This window comes from Comamonas odontotermitis, from assembly GCF_014207855.1.
Classification (GTDB): Bacteria; Pseudomonadota; Gammaproteobacteria; order Burkholderiales; family Burkholderiaceae_C; genus Comamonas; species Comamonas odontotermitis_A.
The window spans coordinates 125,274-141,459 of the sequence record NZ_JACHKZ010000008.1 but is presented as its reverse complement, the minus strand read 5'-3'; the positions used below and the strand labels follow the sequence as shown (position 1 = coordinate 141,459).

The 16,186-nt window shown below is 62.7% G+C and carries 12 protein-coding genes; 6 read left to right on the top strand and 6 right to left on the bottom strand.

Annotated features, from left to right (window positions below):
- Positions 1–3: 3 nt before the first annotated feature.
- The 6 genes from gsiB to HNP33_RS08715 all read right to left on the bottom strand — a co-directional run bounded on the left by gsiB (position 4) and on the right by HNP33_RS08715 (position 6,721).
- Entirely contained in the window at positions 4–1,536 is a 1,533-nt protein-coding gene (gsiB, locus tag HNP33_RS08740) for a glutathione ABC transporter substrate-binding protein GsiB (protein WP_184707400.1), read from the bottom strand.
- Positions 1,537–1,623: 87 nt separating this feature from the next.
- The gene (locus tag HNP33_RS08735; RefSeq protein WP_184707399.1) at positions 1,624–3,528 is read right to left on the bottom strand and encodes a dipeptide ABC transporter ATP-binding protein; all 1,905 of its coding nucleotides are present in this window, start codon (positions 3,526–3,528) and stop codon (positions 1,624–1,626) included.
- Between the two features lie 271 nt (positions 3,529–3,799).
- Positions 3,800–4,822, bottom strand: coding sequence for an isoaspartyl peptidase/L-asparaginase family protein (locus HNP33_RS08730; RefSeq protein ID WP_184707397.1), 1,023 nt, complete (start codon positions 4,820–4,822; stop codon positions 3,800–3,802).
- Positions 4,823–4,849: 27 nt separating this feature from the next.
- A complete protein-coding gene (locus HNP33_RS08725; RefSeq protein WP_418903829.1) occupies positions 4,850–5,761 on the bottom strand; it encodes an alpha/beta fold hydrolase in 912 nt (303 codons plus the stop codon).
- A gap of 12 nt (positions 5,762–5,773) precedes the next feature.
- Positions 5,774–6,235 carry a type II 3-dehydroquinate dehydratase gene (aroQ, locus tag HNP33_RS08720; RefSeq protein ID WP_184707395.1) on the bottom strand — a complete coding sequence of 154 codons (462 nt, stop codon included), beginning with the start codon at positions 6,233–6,235 and terminating at the stop codon, positions 5,774–5,776.
- Between the two features lie 147 nt (positions 6,236–6,382).
- On the bottom strand, positions 6,383–6,721 hold the full coding sequence (locus HNP33_RS08715) for a hypothetical protein (RefSeq protein WP_184707394.1): 339 nt from the start codon (positions 6,719–6,721) through the stop codon (positions 6,383–6,385).
- Positions 6,722–6,880: 159 nt separating this feature from the next.
- Here HNP33_RS08715 and HNP33_RS08710 point away from each other — a divergent pair, with 159 nt between their 5' ends.
- The 6 genes from HNP33_RS08710 to HNP33_RS08685 all read left to right on the top strand — a co-directional run bounded on the left by HNP33_RS08710 (position 6,881) and on the right by HNP33_RS08685 (position 16,170).
- Positions 6,881–8,698, top strand: coding sequence for a glutamine--tRNA ligase/YqeY domain fusion protein (locus HNP33_RS08710; RefSeq protein ID WP_184707392.1), 1,818 nt, complete (start codon positions 6,881–6,883; stop codon positions 8,696–8,698).
- Between the two features lie 230 nt (positions 8,699–8,928).
- Positions 8,929–11,418, top strand: coding sequence for a DUF11 domain-containing protein (locus HNP33_RS08705; RefSeq protein ID WP_184707390.1), 2,490 nt, complete (start codon positions 8,929–8,931; stop codon positions 11,416–11,418).
- A gap of 285 nt (positions 11,419–11,703) precedes the next feature.
- The gene (locus HNP33_RS08700) at positions 11,704–13,098 is read left to right on the top strand and encodes a YdgA family protein (protein WP_184707388.1); all 1,395 of its coding nucleotides are present in this window, start codon (positions 11,704–11,706) and stop codon (positions 13,096–13,098) included.
- Between the two features lie 179 nt (positions 13,099–13,277).
- On the top strand, positions 13,278–14,369 hold the full coding sequence (locus tag HNP33_RS08695; protein ID WP_184707386.1) for an acyltransferase family protein: 1,092 nt from the start codon (positions 13,278–13,280) through the stop codon (positions 14,367–14,369).
- Entirely contained in the window at positions 14,366–14,881 is a 516-nt protein-coding gene (locus tag HNP33_RS08690) for a dihydrofolate reductase (protein ID WP_184707384.1), read from the top strand. Before HNP33_RS08695 ends, HNP33_RS08690 begins: the two co-directional genes overlap by 4 nt.
- Positions 14,882–15,084: 203 nt before the next feature.
- Entirely contained in the window at positions 15,085–16,170 is a 1,086-nt protein-coding gene (locus tag HNP33_RS08685) for a metallophosphoesterase (protein ID WP_184707382.1), read from the top strand.
- Positions 16,171–16,186 lie beyond the last annotated feature (16 nt).

Below are 16,186 nucleotides of genomic sequence, written 5' to 3'. Positions count from 1 at the left end.
GGATTACTTCAGGTCCAGGTCAACAAAGTTGAAGTTGCCGTCAGGAATGACGTAGAAGCCAGACAGGTTCTTGGCGCGCACCGACACCAGCTGCTCGGTGTTCAGGAAGATCCAGGGTGCGTCCTTCCAGATCTTCTGCTGCGCATCGGCATAGATCTTGCCGCGCGCGGCCACGTCGGTGGTCACCAGCGCCTTGGCGATGTCGGCATTGACTTCGGGGTTGTTGTAGTAGGCGGTGTTGAAGCCCTTGGGAGGTGCGCTCTCACCCGCCAGCAGCGGGCGCATCGCCCAGTCAGCTTCGCCGGTGGACGACGACCAGCCCACGTAGTACATGCGCACGCCCGCCTTGGCAGGGTCCTGCACGGATTCCACCTCGGCCACGCGCTGGCCTGCTTCCAGGGCGCGCACGGTCACCTTCACGCCAACCTGGGCGAGCTGCTGCTGCGCGAACTGGATCACCTTCTGGGCGGTGGAGTGGTTGTAGGCCGACCACAGCGTGCTCTCAAAGCCGTTGGGGTAGCCCGCTTCCTTCAGCAGGGCCTTGGCCTTGGCGGGGTCATAAGGCCATGGGCCGAGCTTGGTGGCAAATTCCACGCCCTTGGGCAGCACGCCCTCGGCAGGGATGGCAGAGCCCGCAAACGCCACCTTGGAGAGCGCTTCCTTGTTGATGGCGTAGTTCAGCGCCTCACGCACCTTGGGGTTGTCGAACGGCTTTTGCGTCACATTCATCGAGATGTAGCGATGGATGATCGACGGCGCCTTGGTGATTTCAAGGCTTGGCTTCTTCTCCAGGTTGGCCACGGCTTCTGGCGGCACCGGGAAGGCGAAGTGCGCTTCGTTGGTCTGCATCATCGATGCGCGGGTGTTGTTGTCCACCACCGGGCGCCAGGTGATCGTATCCACCTTGGGCAGGCCCTTTTGCCAGTAGCCGTCAAACTTGGCGACCTTCATGTAGTCGGAAGGCTTCCACTCGACGAACTTGAACGGGCCGGTGCCCACGGGGTGCTGCACGATCTCCTTGCCGTACTGCTTGAGTGCAGCGGGCGAGATGATCACGCCCGAGGGGTGGGCGAGCGAGTTGACGAAAGGTGCAAACGGCTCCTTGAGCGTGAACTTCACCGTCAGATCGTCCACCACCTCGGTCTTGGCGATGTTCTTGTACAGGTTGTAGCGCTTGAGCTTGTTGTCCGGGTTGGTCACGCGGTCAAAGGTCGCCTTCACCGCTTCGGCGTTGAAGGGAGTGCCGTCGTGGAACTTGACGCCGCTGCGCAGCTTGAAGGTGTAGACGAGGCCGTCCTTGCTCACGTCAAAGCCCGTTGCCAGCACGGGGATCATCTTCATGTCCTTGTCAAAGCCGTACAGGCCTTCGTAGAAGGACTTGGCCACGGCCTGCGACAAGGTGTCGTTGGCATCGTAGGGGTCGGTGGTCGTGAAGGTGGAAGCCACCGCCACCACAACGTCCTTGGCCGCGTGGGCCGAAAACGCAGTACCCGCCAGCAGCATGGCGGCGGCGATCGAAGTCAAACGTCGTTGCATATCAACTCTCCTCTTCAGGTTTTGCATACTCTGGCACGCCACCGTGGCCGCCAGACCCCATCAAAAACAATCCGTTCGTGGCGCTTTTCAGGCCACCGCCCGGCCAGCAGCTGCGCTTTGCGCCGCCGCTGCAGATACATCGGTCGCCACCCAGTGGCCCGGCCCCACCTCGCGCATGGGCAGCACCCTGGGTGGGTCGTTCACCGCACGCACGGGGCTGGGTATTTCGGTCACGTTCAAGGTGTGCGCACGCCGGCGCGTCGGATCGGCAATCGGCACCGCCGCCATCAGCCGTTTGGTATAGCTGTGCTGCGGGTTCTCGAACACGGCGCGGCGCGGGCCGATCTCGACGATCTGGCCCAGGTACATCACTGCCACCCGGTGGCTCACGCGCTCGACCACCGCCATGTCGTGCGAGATGAACAGGAAGGCAATGCCAAACTCCTGTTGCAGATCCATCATCAGGTTGATGATTTGCGCACGGATCGACACATCGAGCGCCGACACCGCCTCGTCGGCAATCACCACCTGCGGGTTGAGTGCCAGCGCGCGTGCAATCGCAATGCGCTGGCGCTGGCCTCCCGAAAATTCGTGCGGATAGCGGTTGGCCGCTGCAGCGGGCAGGCCTACCTTCTCCAGCAGCCATTCCACTTTCTTCTCGGCCTGCTCGCGCGGCAGGAGCCTGTGGATCAGCATGGGCTCCAGAATGCTGTAGCCGACTGTCAAGCGGGGGTCGAGCGAGGCAAACGGGTCCTGAAAAATGAACTGGATGTCGCGGCGCAGGGCCTGCAGATCGCTGCCCAAGAGCCGCGCAATATCGCGCCCCGCCACCTGCACCTGGCCCGACTGGAAATCGATGAGCCGCGCCAGCGCCCGGCCCGTGGTGGATTTGCCGCAGCCCGATTCGCCCACCACCGCCAGCGTCTCGCCCGGCTGCAGGCTGAAGCTCACCTGCTCCACCGCATACACCTGCCGCTTGACGCCGCCCAGCAGCCCTTCCTTGATCGGAAAGCGCGTCACCAGCTTGTCCACCTGCAGCACCGGCGCACCGGCCTTGACCGTGGCCTGCGGCGCAACCGATCCTGCAGCGCCAGCCGCCCCCTGGCCCAGCAGGGCAAAACGCTCGGGCAGATCCTTGCCGCGCATGGCACCCAGCTGCGGCACAGCCGCGAGCAGGTTGCGGGTGTAGGCTTGCTGCGGGTTGGCAAACAGCTGCACGCAGTCCTGCTCTTCCACCTTGTCGCCCCGGAACATCACCAGCACGCGGTCAGCCACCTCGGCCACCACCCCCATGTCGTGGGTGATGAAGATCACGCCCATCGACATCTCGCGCTGCAGCTCCTGGATCAGCGCCAGAATCTGCGCCTGAATGGTCACATCCAGCGCCGTCGTCGGTTCATCGGCAATCAAGAGCGACGGCTTGCACGACAGCGCCATCGCAATCATCACCCGCTGGCGCATGCCGCCCGAGAGCTGGTGCGGGTGGCGCGTGAGCACATTGCGCGCCTCGGGAATGCGCACCAGCTCCATCATGCGCAGCGCCTCGGCCATGGCCTCGCTGCGCGATTTTCCCTGGTGCAGGCGGATGGATTCGGCAATCTGCTCACCCACGGTGAAGACGGGGTTGAGCGATGTCATCGGCTCCTGGAACACCATGGCCATGTCCGCACCGCGCACCTGGCGCATCTGCGCGTTGCTGGCCTTGGCCAGATCCAGCTGACCTGCATGTCGCCCGCGCAGCAGCATGGAGCCGCTGTCGATCTGGCCACCACCGTTTTCCACCAGTCGCATCAGCGCCAGCGAGGTAACGGATTTGCCCGAGCCCGATTCACCCACGACGGCCAGCGTCTGGCCCGCATGCACGTCGAAGCTCAGGTTCTTGACCACCTGCACCCGGCCCTGCTCGGTTTTGAAGCTGACCGACAGATCACGAACCTGCAACACCGCGGGCAACGCAGCATTCTCGGCGGAGGAGTGAGCAAGGGTGGACATAAAATTGGGCTTTAGCGCACAAGCAGCAATCGGAATGTGCTATGAAAAAAGGAATAGCCGCAGCAGATGCGGCACCCCGAAGACTGTGTCCCACTTTGGCAAGATCGCACGGATCTGCGCACTCACTTCGGTGACAGTCCTCGCATTGTAGGAAGCGCCGAAAGCGGTTTCATATGAAATTACCCTAGTGTTTTCACCTAAGTAAAACCCGTCATCGCATGAAAAAAGGCTGCCTGCGGCAGCCTTGGTGCAACGGCAGAACCCGGACCGTTTATGCCGTTAGCAATTGATCGCTCTCATAGATCGCCACCAGTGGCTCGCCCGCAACGCCCACCTGGCCGCGGTACATGCCTTCGGAGTTGAAACACAGCGACACCTCACCGCTCGCACCCACGGCAATCAGGCCCCCGTCGCCACCGAGCGGAGGCAGCACCCGGTGGATGACGGCGCTTGCCGCATCGGCAACATCTGCGCCCAGCAACTCGATGCGTGCGGCCACGGCATGCGCGGCCGTTCCGCGAATGAAAGCCTCGCCCACACCGGTGCATGACACCGCCACCACGCCGTTCTTGGCATAGGTGCCAGCGCCCACCACGGGCGAATCGCCCACGCGGCCGGGCTTCTTGTTGGTCAGGCCGCCGGTCGATGTGGCGGCCGCCAGGTTGCCATGTACATCGAGCACCACGGCACCCACCGTACCCATTTTCTTGCGCTCATCCAGCGGCGCGTCGCCCGTGCCTTGCGGCGCAGCCAGGCTCTGCGCGGTGTGGTCCAGCGCCACGGTATCGCTGCCCGATACCCGGGCAGCTTCCTGCACCGTGCGCAGCTGCGCGAGGCGCTGCTCGGTGGAGAACCAGTCCTTGGCCACCATTTCGCAGCCCTGCCGCTGGGCAAACTGCTCGGCTGCCGCACCGATCATGAAGACCGGCCCGCCCGCCTCCATCAGTGCCTTTGCGGCAATGACAGGGTTGCGCACGGTGCTGACCCCTGCGATGGAACCGCAGGCCAGATCCCGCCCACGCATGACACAGGCATCCATCTCGTGGGTGGCGTCCGCCGTGAACACGGCGCCGCGCCCGGCATTGAACAACGGGCACTCCTCCAGCAGGCGCACCGCCTCCACCGCCACGGCTTCCGCTGGCGCGCCTTCCGCCAGCTTGCGCTGCGCGCCCAGCAGAACATCGCGCAGCGCATTGCGGTACGCCTGCTGCTGTGCGGGCGTGATCGACGCGCGGGTGATGGTGCCTGCGCCACCGTGGATGGCAATGACGGGAGTGAACTTGGTTGGACTCATATTTTGATAGCTGCCTGCGCTTGACCATCAAGCGCCATGGGCACTTTTTACATCAATAGTTGAGGAAAGCAGCGGCAACAGGGCCGCCATGAATGCGCGGGGCTGCTCGTACTGCACCCAATGGCCGCTGTCGGGCACGAGCACAAAATCCAGCAGCTGTGGCGTGGCCGCGCGAAACCTGTCGCCCAGCGCGCCCATATAGGTTTTGTAGAGCGCATCGTGCGCGCCGTAGATGGCGGCCACCGGCACTGCGATCTGCGGCAATGACTGCGCCAGGATGTCGGTATTGGCCAGGCGCCGACGTGGCAGACGGTCACGCTGCACGTTGTTCTGGTGCAGGGCCAGGGCTTCATCGTCAATGCGGGTGGCGTTCCACAGCATCAAGGCGCCCAGGTTGTAACGGTGCACCTCGCGCTGCTCGGCCATATCAGGCAGGTGGCGCCAGCCGCGCAGCACAAACTGCTTGTGCGGCACCACGCCCATGGCGGGAGCCCCCACTACCACCAGGCGCTCGGCCACATCGGGATGGGCTGCGGCCAGCATGCCGGCGGTCATGCCGCCAAAGCTGAACCCGATCAGCTTGCAGGGCAGCAGGCCCAGCTGCTGCATGCCCTGGTACAGAGGCTCGACCATGGCATCGGCATCAAAACCGGCAGGGGGCGCGGCAGAATCCCCGAACCCCGGCAGATCGGGCAGCCAGATCTGGTGGCCTGCAGCGACCAGCGCATCGATGTTGCGAATCCAGTGCGTCCAGCTGCCACTGCCGCCATGCAGCATCACCAGCGGCAAGGCACCCGGCTGGCGCTCGCCCCATGTGTGCCACACCATCTCGCCCTCGCCGCAAGGGGTGGTCAGCCGTGTGGCGCGCGCCAGTAAGGCGGCGTAATCAGCAGGCATGGCAGCAGACCATGGCTGCGCTGGCGTAGCCGCATGTTCCATGATGAACCGCCTTCAGGCAGATTGCGCCAGCAGCACCTGCGCCACGGCATCGATGGCAATGCTGTAACCCTGCACGCCCAGTCCGCAGATCACCGCCTTGGCCACGGGTGCGATATATGAATGGTGGCGGAAGGCTTCACGCGCATGCACGTTGCTGATGTGAAGCTCGATCACCGGCAGATCGGCCCCTTTGATCGCATCCATCAGCGCCACGCTGGTGTGGGTGTAAGCGGCGGCGTTGAGCACCACACCGGCCAGCTGGCCGTCGCGCTTCATCTGGCCTGCCTCATGCAGCCAGTCGATCAGCGCGCCTTCATGGTTGCTTTGGTGAAAGCGCAGGACCAGCTGGTTGCGCATGGCCGCCTGCTCGCACAGCCGCTCCACGTCCTGCAAGGTGTGCGCGCCATAAATGGCGGGCTCGCGCAGCCCCAGCAGGTTCAGATTCGGTCCATTGAGTACGAAGACGGTTTTCATGCAGGCTCCACAAGCGGTCTCTGCTATCGATTATCAGAGCAAAAGCAGCCGTCTTCATTGCTGGATGCGACAGGAGCGCCAACAAAAAGCCCCGGCAGGCCGGGGCTGGTGCACACCCGCGCAACCAGGGCGCGGATGGGGACGGGATCAGTAACGGTAGTAATCGCGGTCACGGTCCCAATGGCGGTGGTGACGGCGGTGACCGGGAGGCGGACCGTAGTACACGGGCGCAGGACGGTAGATCGGAGCGGGGCGATACACCACGGCCGGTGGCGGCGGCGCAACATAGACGGGTTGCGGTGCCACATACACAGGTTGTGGCGGCATGTACACAGGGGCCGGTGCCACATACACGGGCGCAGGTACATTGATGCCGACCGACCAAGAAACGCGGCTGGCATGTGCGGCGCCGGACACCAGGCCCAAGCCCGCCAATGCCGCAGCGGCAGCCCAGCGAGAGCACTGTTTCAGCGTTGAATTGGTCATTTGTTTCTCCTTGCGAGGGTGACCTTGAAAAATTGTCATCACAACCTTAACGCATGCCAAGGCTCAAAAGATACCAAAGCGATTGCAAATTGTCGTTTCAAGAGAGGATATCGTGTTGCCAATCGTAAACACCAGGGTAGTCCCTTAGAATAAGCCGTTATGAATGCACCTGTCTCGAGCGCTTCGCACAGTGGTAGTGACGAAGTGGTCAAACCCACCAATTTTCTGCGACACATCATCGAGTCCGACCTGGACAACGGCACCTACGCCAGTCGCCACTGGGGCGGCTCGCCTGGCGACGCCCAGCACCACCAGCAAGGCCGCGTGGATGAAGCCCGGATCCGCACCCGCTTCCCGCCCGAGCCCAATGGCTATCTGCACGTGGGCCATGCCAAGTCCATCTGCCTGAACTTCGGTCTGGCGCGCGACTTCGGCGGCGTATGCCACCTGCGCTTTGACGATACCAACCCTGAAAAGGAAGACCAGGAGTACGTGGACGGCATCATCGACGCCGTCAAATGGCTGGGCTTTGACTGGAAGGACCCGGACGGCCACGAGAACCTGTACTTTGCCAGCAACTATTTCGATTTCATGCACCGCTGCGCGGTCTACCTGATCGAGCAGGGCCTGGCCTATGTGGACGAGCAGTCGGCCGACGAGATGAAAGCCAACCGTGGCGACTTCACCCGCCCCGGCGTGAACAGCCCGTTCCGCGACCGCTCGGTGGCCGAGAACCTGCAGCGCTTTGCCGACATGAAGGATGGCAAGCTCGCCGATGGCGCCGCCGTGCTGCGCGCCAAGATCGACATGGCTGCGCCCAATATCAACCTGCGCGACCCGGCCATCTACCGCGTGCGCCATGCCGAGCACCACAACACCGGCAATCAATGGTGCATCTACCCGATGTACACCTTTGCGCACCCCATCGAGGATGCGTACGAGCACATCACCCACTCCATCTGTACACTGGAGTTCGAGGACCAGCGCCCGTTCTACGACTGGTTACTCGACAACCTGCGCGCGGGCGGCCTGATCGATGCGCCCCAGCCGCGTCAGTACGAGTTCTCGCGCCTGAACCTCACCTATGTGATCACCAGCAAGCGCAAGCTCAAGCATCTGGTGGACAACCACTTCGTGACCGGCTGGGACGACCCCCGCATGCCGACCGTCGTCGGCCTGCGCCGCCGCGGCTACACGCCTGCGTCGATCCGCAATTTCTGCGAACGCATTGGCGTAACCAAGGATTACGCCTGGATCGACTATGGCACGCTGGACGGTTGCCTGCGCGAAGACCTGGAGAACAAGGCCCACCGCGCAATGGTGGTGCTCGACCCGGTCAAGCTGGAGCTAACCAACTGGGCTGAGGTATTTGGCAGCGCAGGCCACCTGGAGCAATGCACGCTGCCTGCCCTGCCCCACCACGCCGAGGGTGAAACGGTGCCCGAGCGCCATTTCACGCTGGGCCACGAGGTCTGGATCGAGCGCGAGGACTTTGCCGAGGTGCCACCCAAGGGCTACAAACGCCTGTTCCCGGGCAACAAGGTTCGCCTCAAGGGCGGCTATGTGATCGACTGCACGGGCTGCGAAAAGGACGCCGAAGGCAATGTGACCAAGGTGCTGGCCACCGTCGTGCCCGACACCAAGAGCGGCACGCCCGGCGCAGACAGCGTCAAGGTCAAGGCCGCCATCACCTGGGTCGGCGTGCAAGACGGCATTGAAGCCGAAGTGCGCCTGTACGACCGCCTGTTCACCGATCCCCAGCCCGATGCCGGCGGCAAGGACTTCCTCGCCCTGCTCAACCCCGACAGCCTGAAGGTGGTCACTGCCTATGTCGAACCGTCGCTGAAGTCGGCCCAGCCCGACGACAAGTACCAGTTCGAGCGCTTTGGCTACTTTGTGGCAGATCGCAAGGAACATACAGGCGACAAGCCTGTGTTCAACAAGATCACGGGTCTGAAGGACAGCTGGGGCAAATAGAAATAGAGCCCAGCTCTTCTTCGGTCAAATGGTCAAAGGCTGCGCACGCAGCCTTTTTTCATGGCCGGATGAGGTGATTTCAATTCTTAAAAATAAATTAAATCTATCAAAATTCATGTATCGATATATTGATAGAAATATGTTTTATCATAGAAAAATCACATCAAGTCATAAATAGCTGCAGCACCGCGCCTACCAGCACGTAGCAGCAACCAGGGAGGAAAGCTCGCATGATCCGATTCTTCAATCAATTGCTACGCAGCTCTGGCGGCGCAGGCGCCGCATTGGCGGCCAGCCTCGCTCTGTGCTCAACGGCTCACGCACAGTCACTTCCCACGGTGTCATGTTCGACCGATCCGGCCATCTTCAATACGGGGATCGATGGCACCAACGGTTACAGCATCAACAGCCCCAAGCTCCCACTTGGCGCCACGGATATGCACTGGTTCATCGCACCGGCTGATGGCCCGGTTCCCAATGCTTCTACCGCTGCAGGTCTGACCTTCACCCAAGGGCCGCTGTACCGCCACCCGGCCTGGTACCCCTCCCCTTTCAATAATGCTGAATGGATTGGCGTCAGCTGGGGCAAAAGCTACTACGTGTATCGTTACCAGTTCAACCTGGACCCCGGCGTCGACCCGGCAGGCTTCAACCTGAACCTGAGCATGTACGCCGACAACCAGGTCTCCCGCATCCTGGTCAACGATGCCATCAACGACTACACCAACAATGGCACCAGCCTGGGCATCGGCGGCTTCCAGTCCAACGGCAATGTCTCCATCCTGCTCAATGCGGGCTGGAAGACAGGGCTGAACACCATCTATGTCGTCACTGGCAACCAGGGCGACCCATCGGGCCTGCTGGTTCAATCCACGGGTACAGCCTCGTGCGCACCACCACTGAATGTTCAGAAAAAGGCGGTGAATGCGGATGGAACGCCTTTCACCGGCCGGGCCACCGCCAATAGCGCCATTTACTATGACGTGACGGTCACCAACGCCAGCAATACCGACGCCAGCGGCACGGTGCTCAAGGACAGCCTGCCAGCCGGGTTGCAAAGCGCAGCCAGCACCTGGAGCTGCCGCGTGCCTGCAGGCAGTGCTGCAGCGTGTCCGGCACCGAGCCCCAATACGTTTCCGCTCAATACAAGTCTGCCGGTGCTGCCTGCCGGCAGTTCGCTGGTCTTTCGCATCAACTCCCAATTCAGCAATCCGCTGCCCGCAGGCCAGGCGCTGATCACCAACACCGCAACCATTGAACCGCCTGCAGCCAGCGGGCTGACCTGCGATCCGCGCGATGGCTTTCCCACCCCCTGCTCGGCGTCCGCATCGGTAGGCACGGCCCCCCTGGTGAGCGTGACCAAGAGCGTTGCGTCGCCCGGGCCGCTCTACCCTGGCGACACGGCGGTCTATACCATCACGGTGAAGAACGAGGGGGCCACCGAACTGAGCAATACCTTGCTGAGTGATACATTGCCTGCAGGTTATGCATCTGCCGTTTGGTCCTGCCTGTCTCCAGTGGGCAGCCAGGCCGTGTGCCCGTCAACCAGCGGCAGCCTGGCAGCTGGCGGCACTTTGAGCGAGACGATTGCTTCGATGAAGGCCAATGCCAGCCTGGTCTATACCATCACCGCCACCGTCGCGGGCATCACCAGCCCGGCGCCCGGCGTCGTCAATACGGCACAGGTAACAGCCAGCGAGGCCGATGCACTCTGCGTCAATCCAGATGGCACCACCAGCAGCACCAAGCCCTGCAGCGCCAGCGCCTCTGTCACGCTGTGGCCTGTGCCGGTGCTGGAGCTGACCAAAACGGTGGCGGGCTCGGGCACTTTCTATGCAGGGCAGCCCGTGGTCTACACCATCACGGCAAAAAATGCCGGGCAAGCCCCGGTCTCCAATGCGAAGGTGGTGGACACGCTGCCAGCGGGCCTCGTCAACGGCAGCTGGACATGCGCGCCCGGCGCCTCCACCCCTTGCCCATCGGCCAGCGGAGCGGCGCCTCTTGATACCACGCTGCCCCTTCTGGCCGCTGGCGATTCGGTCGTATTCACCGTCACTGCCACCGTAGCGGCGCAGCCTCCCGCCAGCATCACCAATGTTGCAACCCTGGATGCAGATGCGAAGAACAGCCAATGCCAGCGGGCTGGCGTCATCACAGGCACCGTGCCGTGCCAGGCCCAGCAGGCCATCCAGACCGCCGCCCTGCCTATCCTGGCAATCAGCAAGAGCGTGGATGCAACGGTACCCTTGAGCCCCGGTGATCCTCTGATGTATACGGTGACTGTGCGCAACAACGGCACAGGCGATCTCTCGCAGCTGACCATCACGGATCCTCTGCCCGCGTATATCGAGCTGGGCGCATGGACCTGCACTGCCACCGGCACGGCAACCTGCCCTGCCGCCAGCGGCAACGGCGCACTGAGCCAGTTCGTGGCAACACTCCCTGCGGGCACCAGTCTGGTGTACACGCTGGCCGCAAAAATCGGTGCGCAGGCCCCCGCGGGCAGCACCCTGGTCAATGAGGCCAGCGCAACGAGCGCTGTCGCCGCTACGCAGTGCGATGGTGGTACGGCCCAGCCTTGCAAGGCAAGCGCTGCTGTATCCACCAAACCTGGCGTGCCGGCAGGCGCTGCCCCCGTCCCGATGGACAAGCCTTGGGCGCTCCTGGCGCTGACCGCGATGCTGCTGGGGGCTGCTTTGCGCCAGCGAAAACGGGGTTAAGCATCCTTTTCATAAAAGGGCCATGTCGGGGCGACATGGCCTTTTTTTATCGCTGAGCAACAGTCCCCAGCAAAGCGGAGCCGTGGCAAGCGCCTCTGCGGACACTTCTGCAGAGCGCTCTTGCAGGCGCCTCCTGCGGGCGCCTCTTTCTGGCGCCTCTTTCGCTCCTTTCCTCACAGGCAGTGGAATTTGCCCGATCACCGCATACAATTCCCGCTTCTTCAATCGCCGCGCCGCAACCAAAATCACACAACAACACAGGCGTGCGACACCAGTGGGAAACACATGAAAAAGCTTGGAATCGGAATTGCAGCCGCAGTAGCTGTGCTGCTGGCTGGCAGCGTTGCCACCAGTTATGTGATGGGTGGCAAGGTGCAGGAGGGGTTTGAATCGACTGCCAAGGCGTGGAGCAAGCCACCGCTGACGGTGCAGGTGCAAAGCTACGAGCGCGGCCTGTTCACATCTACCGCCAAGACGCTGTGGACGGTCAATACTGGCGAAGAGCAGTTGAGCTTTAACGCCAGCCACGAGATCTCGCACGGTCCCTGGCCGCGTGGCCATGCCGCAGAGATCAACTCCCGCTTTGCCTGGAACGACGATGCGCCTCCCGAACTGCTGAGCCTGTACAAGGACAAATCGCCGCTGGAATGGAAGACCTCCGTCGGCTGGACCCACACCTCGCAGCACCAGTTGAGCTCGCCCGCCGTTGCTGGCCAGTTCGACAAGGACAAGGTCGCCTTTGCCGGGCTGACGGCTGATTTCGAGATGTCTGCCGATTTCAAGGGCATGAAGGGCACGGCCACCATGCCCAGCCTGCAACTGGAGTCAACCGCCCCTGCGCAAGATGATGAGGATGGCGACAACAGTGGCCCCGCCAAGATGCTGCTCAAGGGCAACAACATGCGCTTTGACCTGTTCCAGCCCCAGGGTCAGGAGTTCATGGTGGGCAGCGTGAAGTGGACGCTCGACAGCATGCACACCGAACCCAAGAATGGGGGCGAGCCTGTGCAGATCGATGGACTGACGATGGACATTGATACCAAACAAGAGGGCGATGTGGTCAACACCGGCATCAACACCGCCGTCAAGCTGGTGACGGTTCCAGGCAAGAAGATCAACGACATCGCAGTGGATCTGGCCTTGCGCAACCTGGATGCCACCTGGCTCAACCAGTTCACCAAGCAATCGCAGCAAGCCCAGGGCGATCCGCAAGCGCTGCAGGCAATGCTGATGGGGGGCTTGCAGCAGTTGCTGGCGCGCAAGCCGGAGCTGGAGATCAAGCGCATTGCCTGGCGCTCGGATGAAGGCGCAGCCGAGCTGTCGGCTGGCCTGTCCTACCAGGGCGACGCCACCAAGGGGCTCAACCCAGCCACCGACATCAAGGCCCATGCCAAGCTGAACATGCCCAAGCCCGTGCTGGAGTCGCTGATGGGCAGCAGGGTGCGTGATGCCCTGATTGCAGACAACGAAGGCGACGAAGACTACAACCCTCAGCAACTGGCCACCATGGTGCAGGACGATGTGAAGCTGCGTATCGACACCCTGATGCAGGCGGGCGTGCTGCAGGAAAAAGACAACCAGATAAGCGCGCTGATCGAGTACGCCGGTGGCGAAGTCAAGGCCAACGGCAAGAAGCTGGGTGGTGAAGAAATGATGGGAGTGATGGCGGCAATGCCGTAACAGCGGCTGCCGCAGCCAATGCTGCTTCGCACTCCATGAATCGGCCTGCCCAGCAGGCCTTTTTCATGTATTTTAGGCAGTCAGCGTATATCTACAGCGCATATAAAGCTATCAAAACCATATCAAAACGCTACCATCGTGCACTTTCATCCCAGCCGCCAAATCGCCCCCTCCCTGCTATGATCCAGACCATCCAGATGCTGCGCTTTGCAGCGGCCATGTGGGTTGCGGTCTACCATGCGCAGCTGTGGGGCTGGTTTCCCCATGCCCCCCAATGGCTGCAGACCATCGCAGCGGGAGGCTATGCCGGGGTGGACATCTTCTTTGTCATCAGCGGCGTGATCATGGCGCTGGGTACAGTGCGCAGCGCACCCGGCATTCGCACAGCCAGCCAGTTTGCCCTGGTGCGCTTTGGCCGTATCTATACGGGCTGGTGGCCCGTGATGGGCATCAGCCTGCTGGCACTCACCGCAATTGGCAGTCTGCCTGCCAATGTCGACCTGTTGCCATCGGCCCTGCTCTATCCCAGCAATTTTTCATTGCACATCAGCAATGTGATCTGGACGCTGGTGTACGAGCTGTACTTCTACCTGCTGGTCGCTGCCGGTCTGTTGCTCGCCCCGCCCTGGCGCCAGCGTGCCATGGCAGCCCTGGCAGGCGGTATCGCGGTACTGGTGTTCTATTTCTGGTGCACAGGCCGCTATGCCCCCAGCGCATTTGATCGCGCAACGCCGCTCGTGTGGTTCTACGCGGCGCCGCTGGTGCTGGAATTTTTTGCCGGGTATTTTCTTTACCTGCTGGTACAACGCCTTGGGCGCCAGCACTGGGGCTGGTGGTTGCTGGCGGCGGCTGTGCTGGCCGGTATGGCGGCCTATGTGGCCCGGTTTCACAGCCCGCACGCGCCCGGAATGAGCGGTTTCTTCCATTGGCCCGAACGCGCCCTGTGGGTGGGCTCCGCAGCCGTGGCGCTTGTCGGTGCGGCCCTGCTGGCGCCCCTGCCTCGCAGTCGCCGCCTCCGATCGCTGCAGCACAGGCTGGCCTGCCTGGGCGACTATTCCTTTGCCATCTACCTGCTGCATCCCCTGGTGTTTGTGCTGGCAGACCGCGCGCTGCAGGCGCTGGGCTGGCAGGCCCTGCCCCGCGCGGGCGCAGCGGTGGCTGTGCTGCTGCTGTTGGCCACCCTCGCCGCGCTGTACCATCACGCCATCGAAAGACCTCTCTACCAGGCCTACAGGCGCCAGATTGCGCGCTGGCTGGGCCCCTTTGCATGACCGCACCACATATCCATCTCATCTACGCCCGTGCCGCCAATGGCGTGATCGGCATCAACAACCAGCTGCCCTGGCATCTGCCAGAGGATATGGCGTTCTTCAAGCAGAAAACCACTGGCGGCACCGTCATCATGGGCCGCAAGACCTGGGATTCGCTCCCGCCCCGTTTTCGCCCCCTGCCGGGCCGCCACAATGTGGTGGTGACACGCCAGGCAGACTGGCAGCCCGATCCGGCATCCGCACATGTCACTGCTGCGGGCGATGTCGCCCAGGCCCTGGATGCAGCCCGAGCCATCGGCAAGCCGGTCTGGGTGATAGGCGGCGCGCAGATTTATGCCCAGGCGCTACCCCTGGCCGACGAGGTATGGGTGACCGAAATCGCCCAGGATTTTGCCGGTGACGCCTATGCACCCACCTTGGGCGCCGCGTGGCAGGAAGCCTCGCGCGAAGCGCACACGAGCGCCAGCGGATTGCCGTTCAGCTTTGTTTGCTATCGCCGCGCTGTCGCCTAGATATTTCGGGCAGCACAAAGCCATCAAAATTGATAGCTTATCGCCCTTATCGGCAAAGCACCAAAGCCTGCTTTCGTCCTACAAGGGTTTGCGCGCACCCGCTCTGGTGCAGCGCAACATAATCGGGCACAATGGGTCATCCGTTTGTAATACGCCGCAGCGCCCGTGCAACTGAGCGCTGCACTGTTGATGGAACAGCGACGATGAGCCTGGTACATACCCTGCCCCCCGGCCCGTTGGATGTGATCGGTGATGTGCATGGCGAGCGCCAGGCGCTGGAGCAACTGGTCAGGCATCTGGGCTATGACGACGACGGCCGCCATCCGGCAGGCCGCAAGCTGGTGTTCGTGGGGGATTTCTGCGACCGCGGCCCGGACAGCCCCGGCGTGCTGGCCCTGGTGCGCCGCTGGATCGAGGCGGGCAATGCCTACGCCGTGCTGGGCAACCACGAAATCAACCTGCTGCGCGATGACGCCAAAGATGGCTCGGGCTGGTTCTTTGACGAGCGTATCGAGGCCGACAATCGCAAATACGCCCCCTACCAGCGCGCAGACCGAGATTTTCCCCAGGCCATGTTCCCATTTTTGCGCCAGCTCCCCCTGGCGCTGGAGCGCGACGATATCCGCATCGTGCATGCCGCCTGGATAGACGAGAAGATCGCCCAGGCCCGCCAGATGCAGGCGGGTGAAGTGGCAAACGACTACGACCGGCTGGAAGAAGGCGCAGCTGTGCACGCGCGTGCACAGGGCATTCCGGCCCGCTCTGCCGCCGAAAACGCTGCCTGGCCTTACAGCCTGGAAGATGGCGCGCGCCAGCCCCCCTTCATGCCCGCCCATGCCGAGAGCGAACTGAACAAATCGCAGTACAACCCGCTCAAGGTATTGACCTGCGGTGTGGAGCGCCGTGGCACCGAACCCTTCTTTGCCGGTGGCAAATGGCGCTTTGTGGAGCGCGTGGCCTGGTGGGACCGCTATGCCGATGCCACCCCCGTGCTGGTGGGCCATTACTGGCGCCGCATCACGCCGGTTGACCGCGCCGTGCTGGGCAAAGGCGACCAGGATCTGTTTGCTGACATTGCGCCCACGTCCTGGCATGGCCTCCTCCACAATGTGTTCTGCGTCGATTTCTCCGTCGGCGCCCGCTGGACGGCACGCCTTGCAGGCACGCGCCCCGAAGACGACTTCAAGCTGGCCGCCATGCGCTGGCCCGAGCGTGAACTGGTTCTTGACGATGGCAGCCGCCACGCCACCACCGGCTTCATGACCCGCCCCGAATCCATCGCCGCCTGATACGGCAGCAACCAGG

Excerpts from the sequence above, each read along its gene's own strand:
- HNP33_RS08700 (WP_184707388.1), top strand. The coding sequence starts at position 11,704 with ATGAAAAAGCTTGGAATCGGAATTGCAGCCGCAGTAGCTGTGCTGCTG.
- aroQ (WP_184707395.1), bottom strand. The coding sequence starts at position 6,235 with ATGAAAACCGTCTTCGTACTCAATGGACCGAATCTGAACCTGCTGGGG.
- HNP33_RS08730 (WP_184707397.1), bottom strand. The coding sequence starts at position 4,822 with ATGAGTCCAACCAAGTTCACTCCCGTCATTGCCATCCACGGTGGCGCA.
- HNP33_RS08725 (WP_418903829.1), bottom strand. The coding sequence starts at position 5,761 with ATGGAACATGCGGCTACGCCAGCGCAGCCATGGTCTGCTGCCATGCCT.
- HNP33_RS08735 (WP_184707399.1), bottom strand. The coding sequence starts at position 3,528 with ATGTCCACCCTTGCTCACTCCTCCGCCGAGAATGCTGCGTTGCCCGCG.
- HNP33_RS08685 (WP_184707382.1), top strand. The coding sequence starts at position 15,085 with ATGAGCCTGGTACATACCCTGCCCCCCGGCCCGTTGGATGTGATCGGT.
- HNP33_RS08690 (WP_184707384.1), top strand. The coding sequence starts at position 14,366 with ATGACCGCACCACATATCCATCTCATCTACGCCCGTGCCGCCAATGGC.
- HNP33_RS08695 (WP_184707386.1), top strand. The coding sequence starts at position 13,278 with ATGATCCAGACCATCCAGATGCTGCGCTTTGCAGCGGCCATGTGGGTT.
- HNP33_RS08705 (WP_184707390.1), top strand. The coding sequence starts at position 8,929 with ATGATCCGATTCTTCAATCAATTGCTACGCAGCTCTGGCGGCGCAGGC.
- HNP33_RS08710 (WP_184707392.1), top strand. The coding sequence starts at position 6,881 with ATGAATGCACCTGTCTCGAGCGCTTCGCACAGTGGTAGTGACGAAGTG.
- gsiB (WP_184707400.1), bottom strand. The coding sequence starts at position 1,536 with ATGCAACGACGTTTGACTTCGATCGCCGCCGCCATGCTGCTGGCGGGT.
- HNP33_RS08715 (WP_184707394.1), bottom strand. The coding sequence starts at position 6,721 with ATGACCAATTCAACGCTGAAACAGTGCTCTCGCTGGGCTGCCGCTGCG.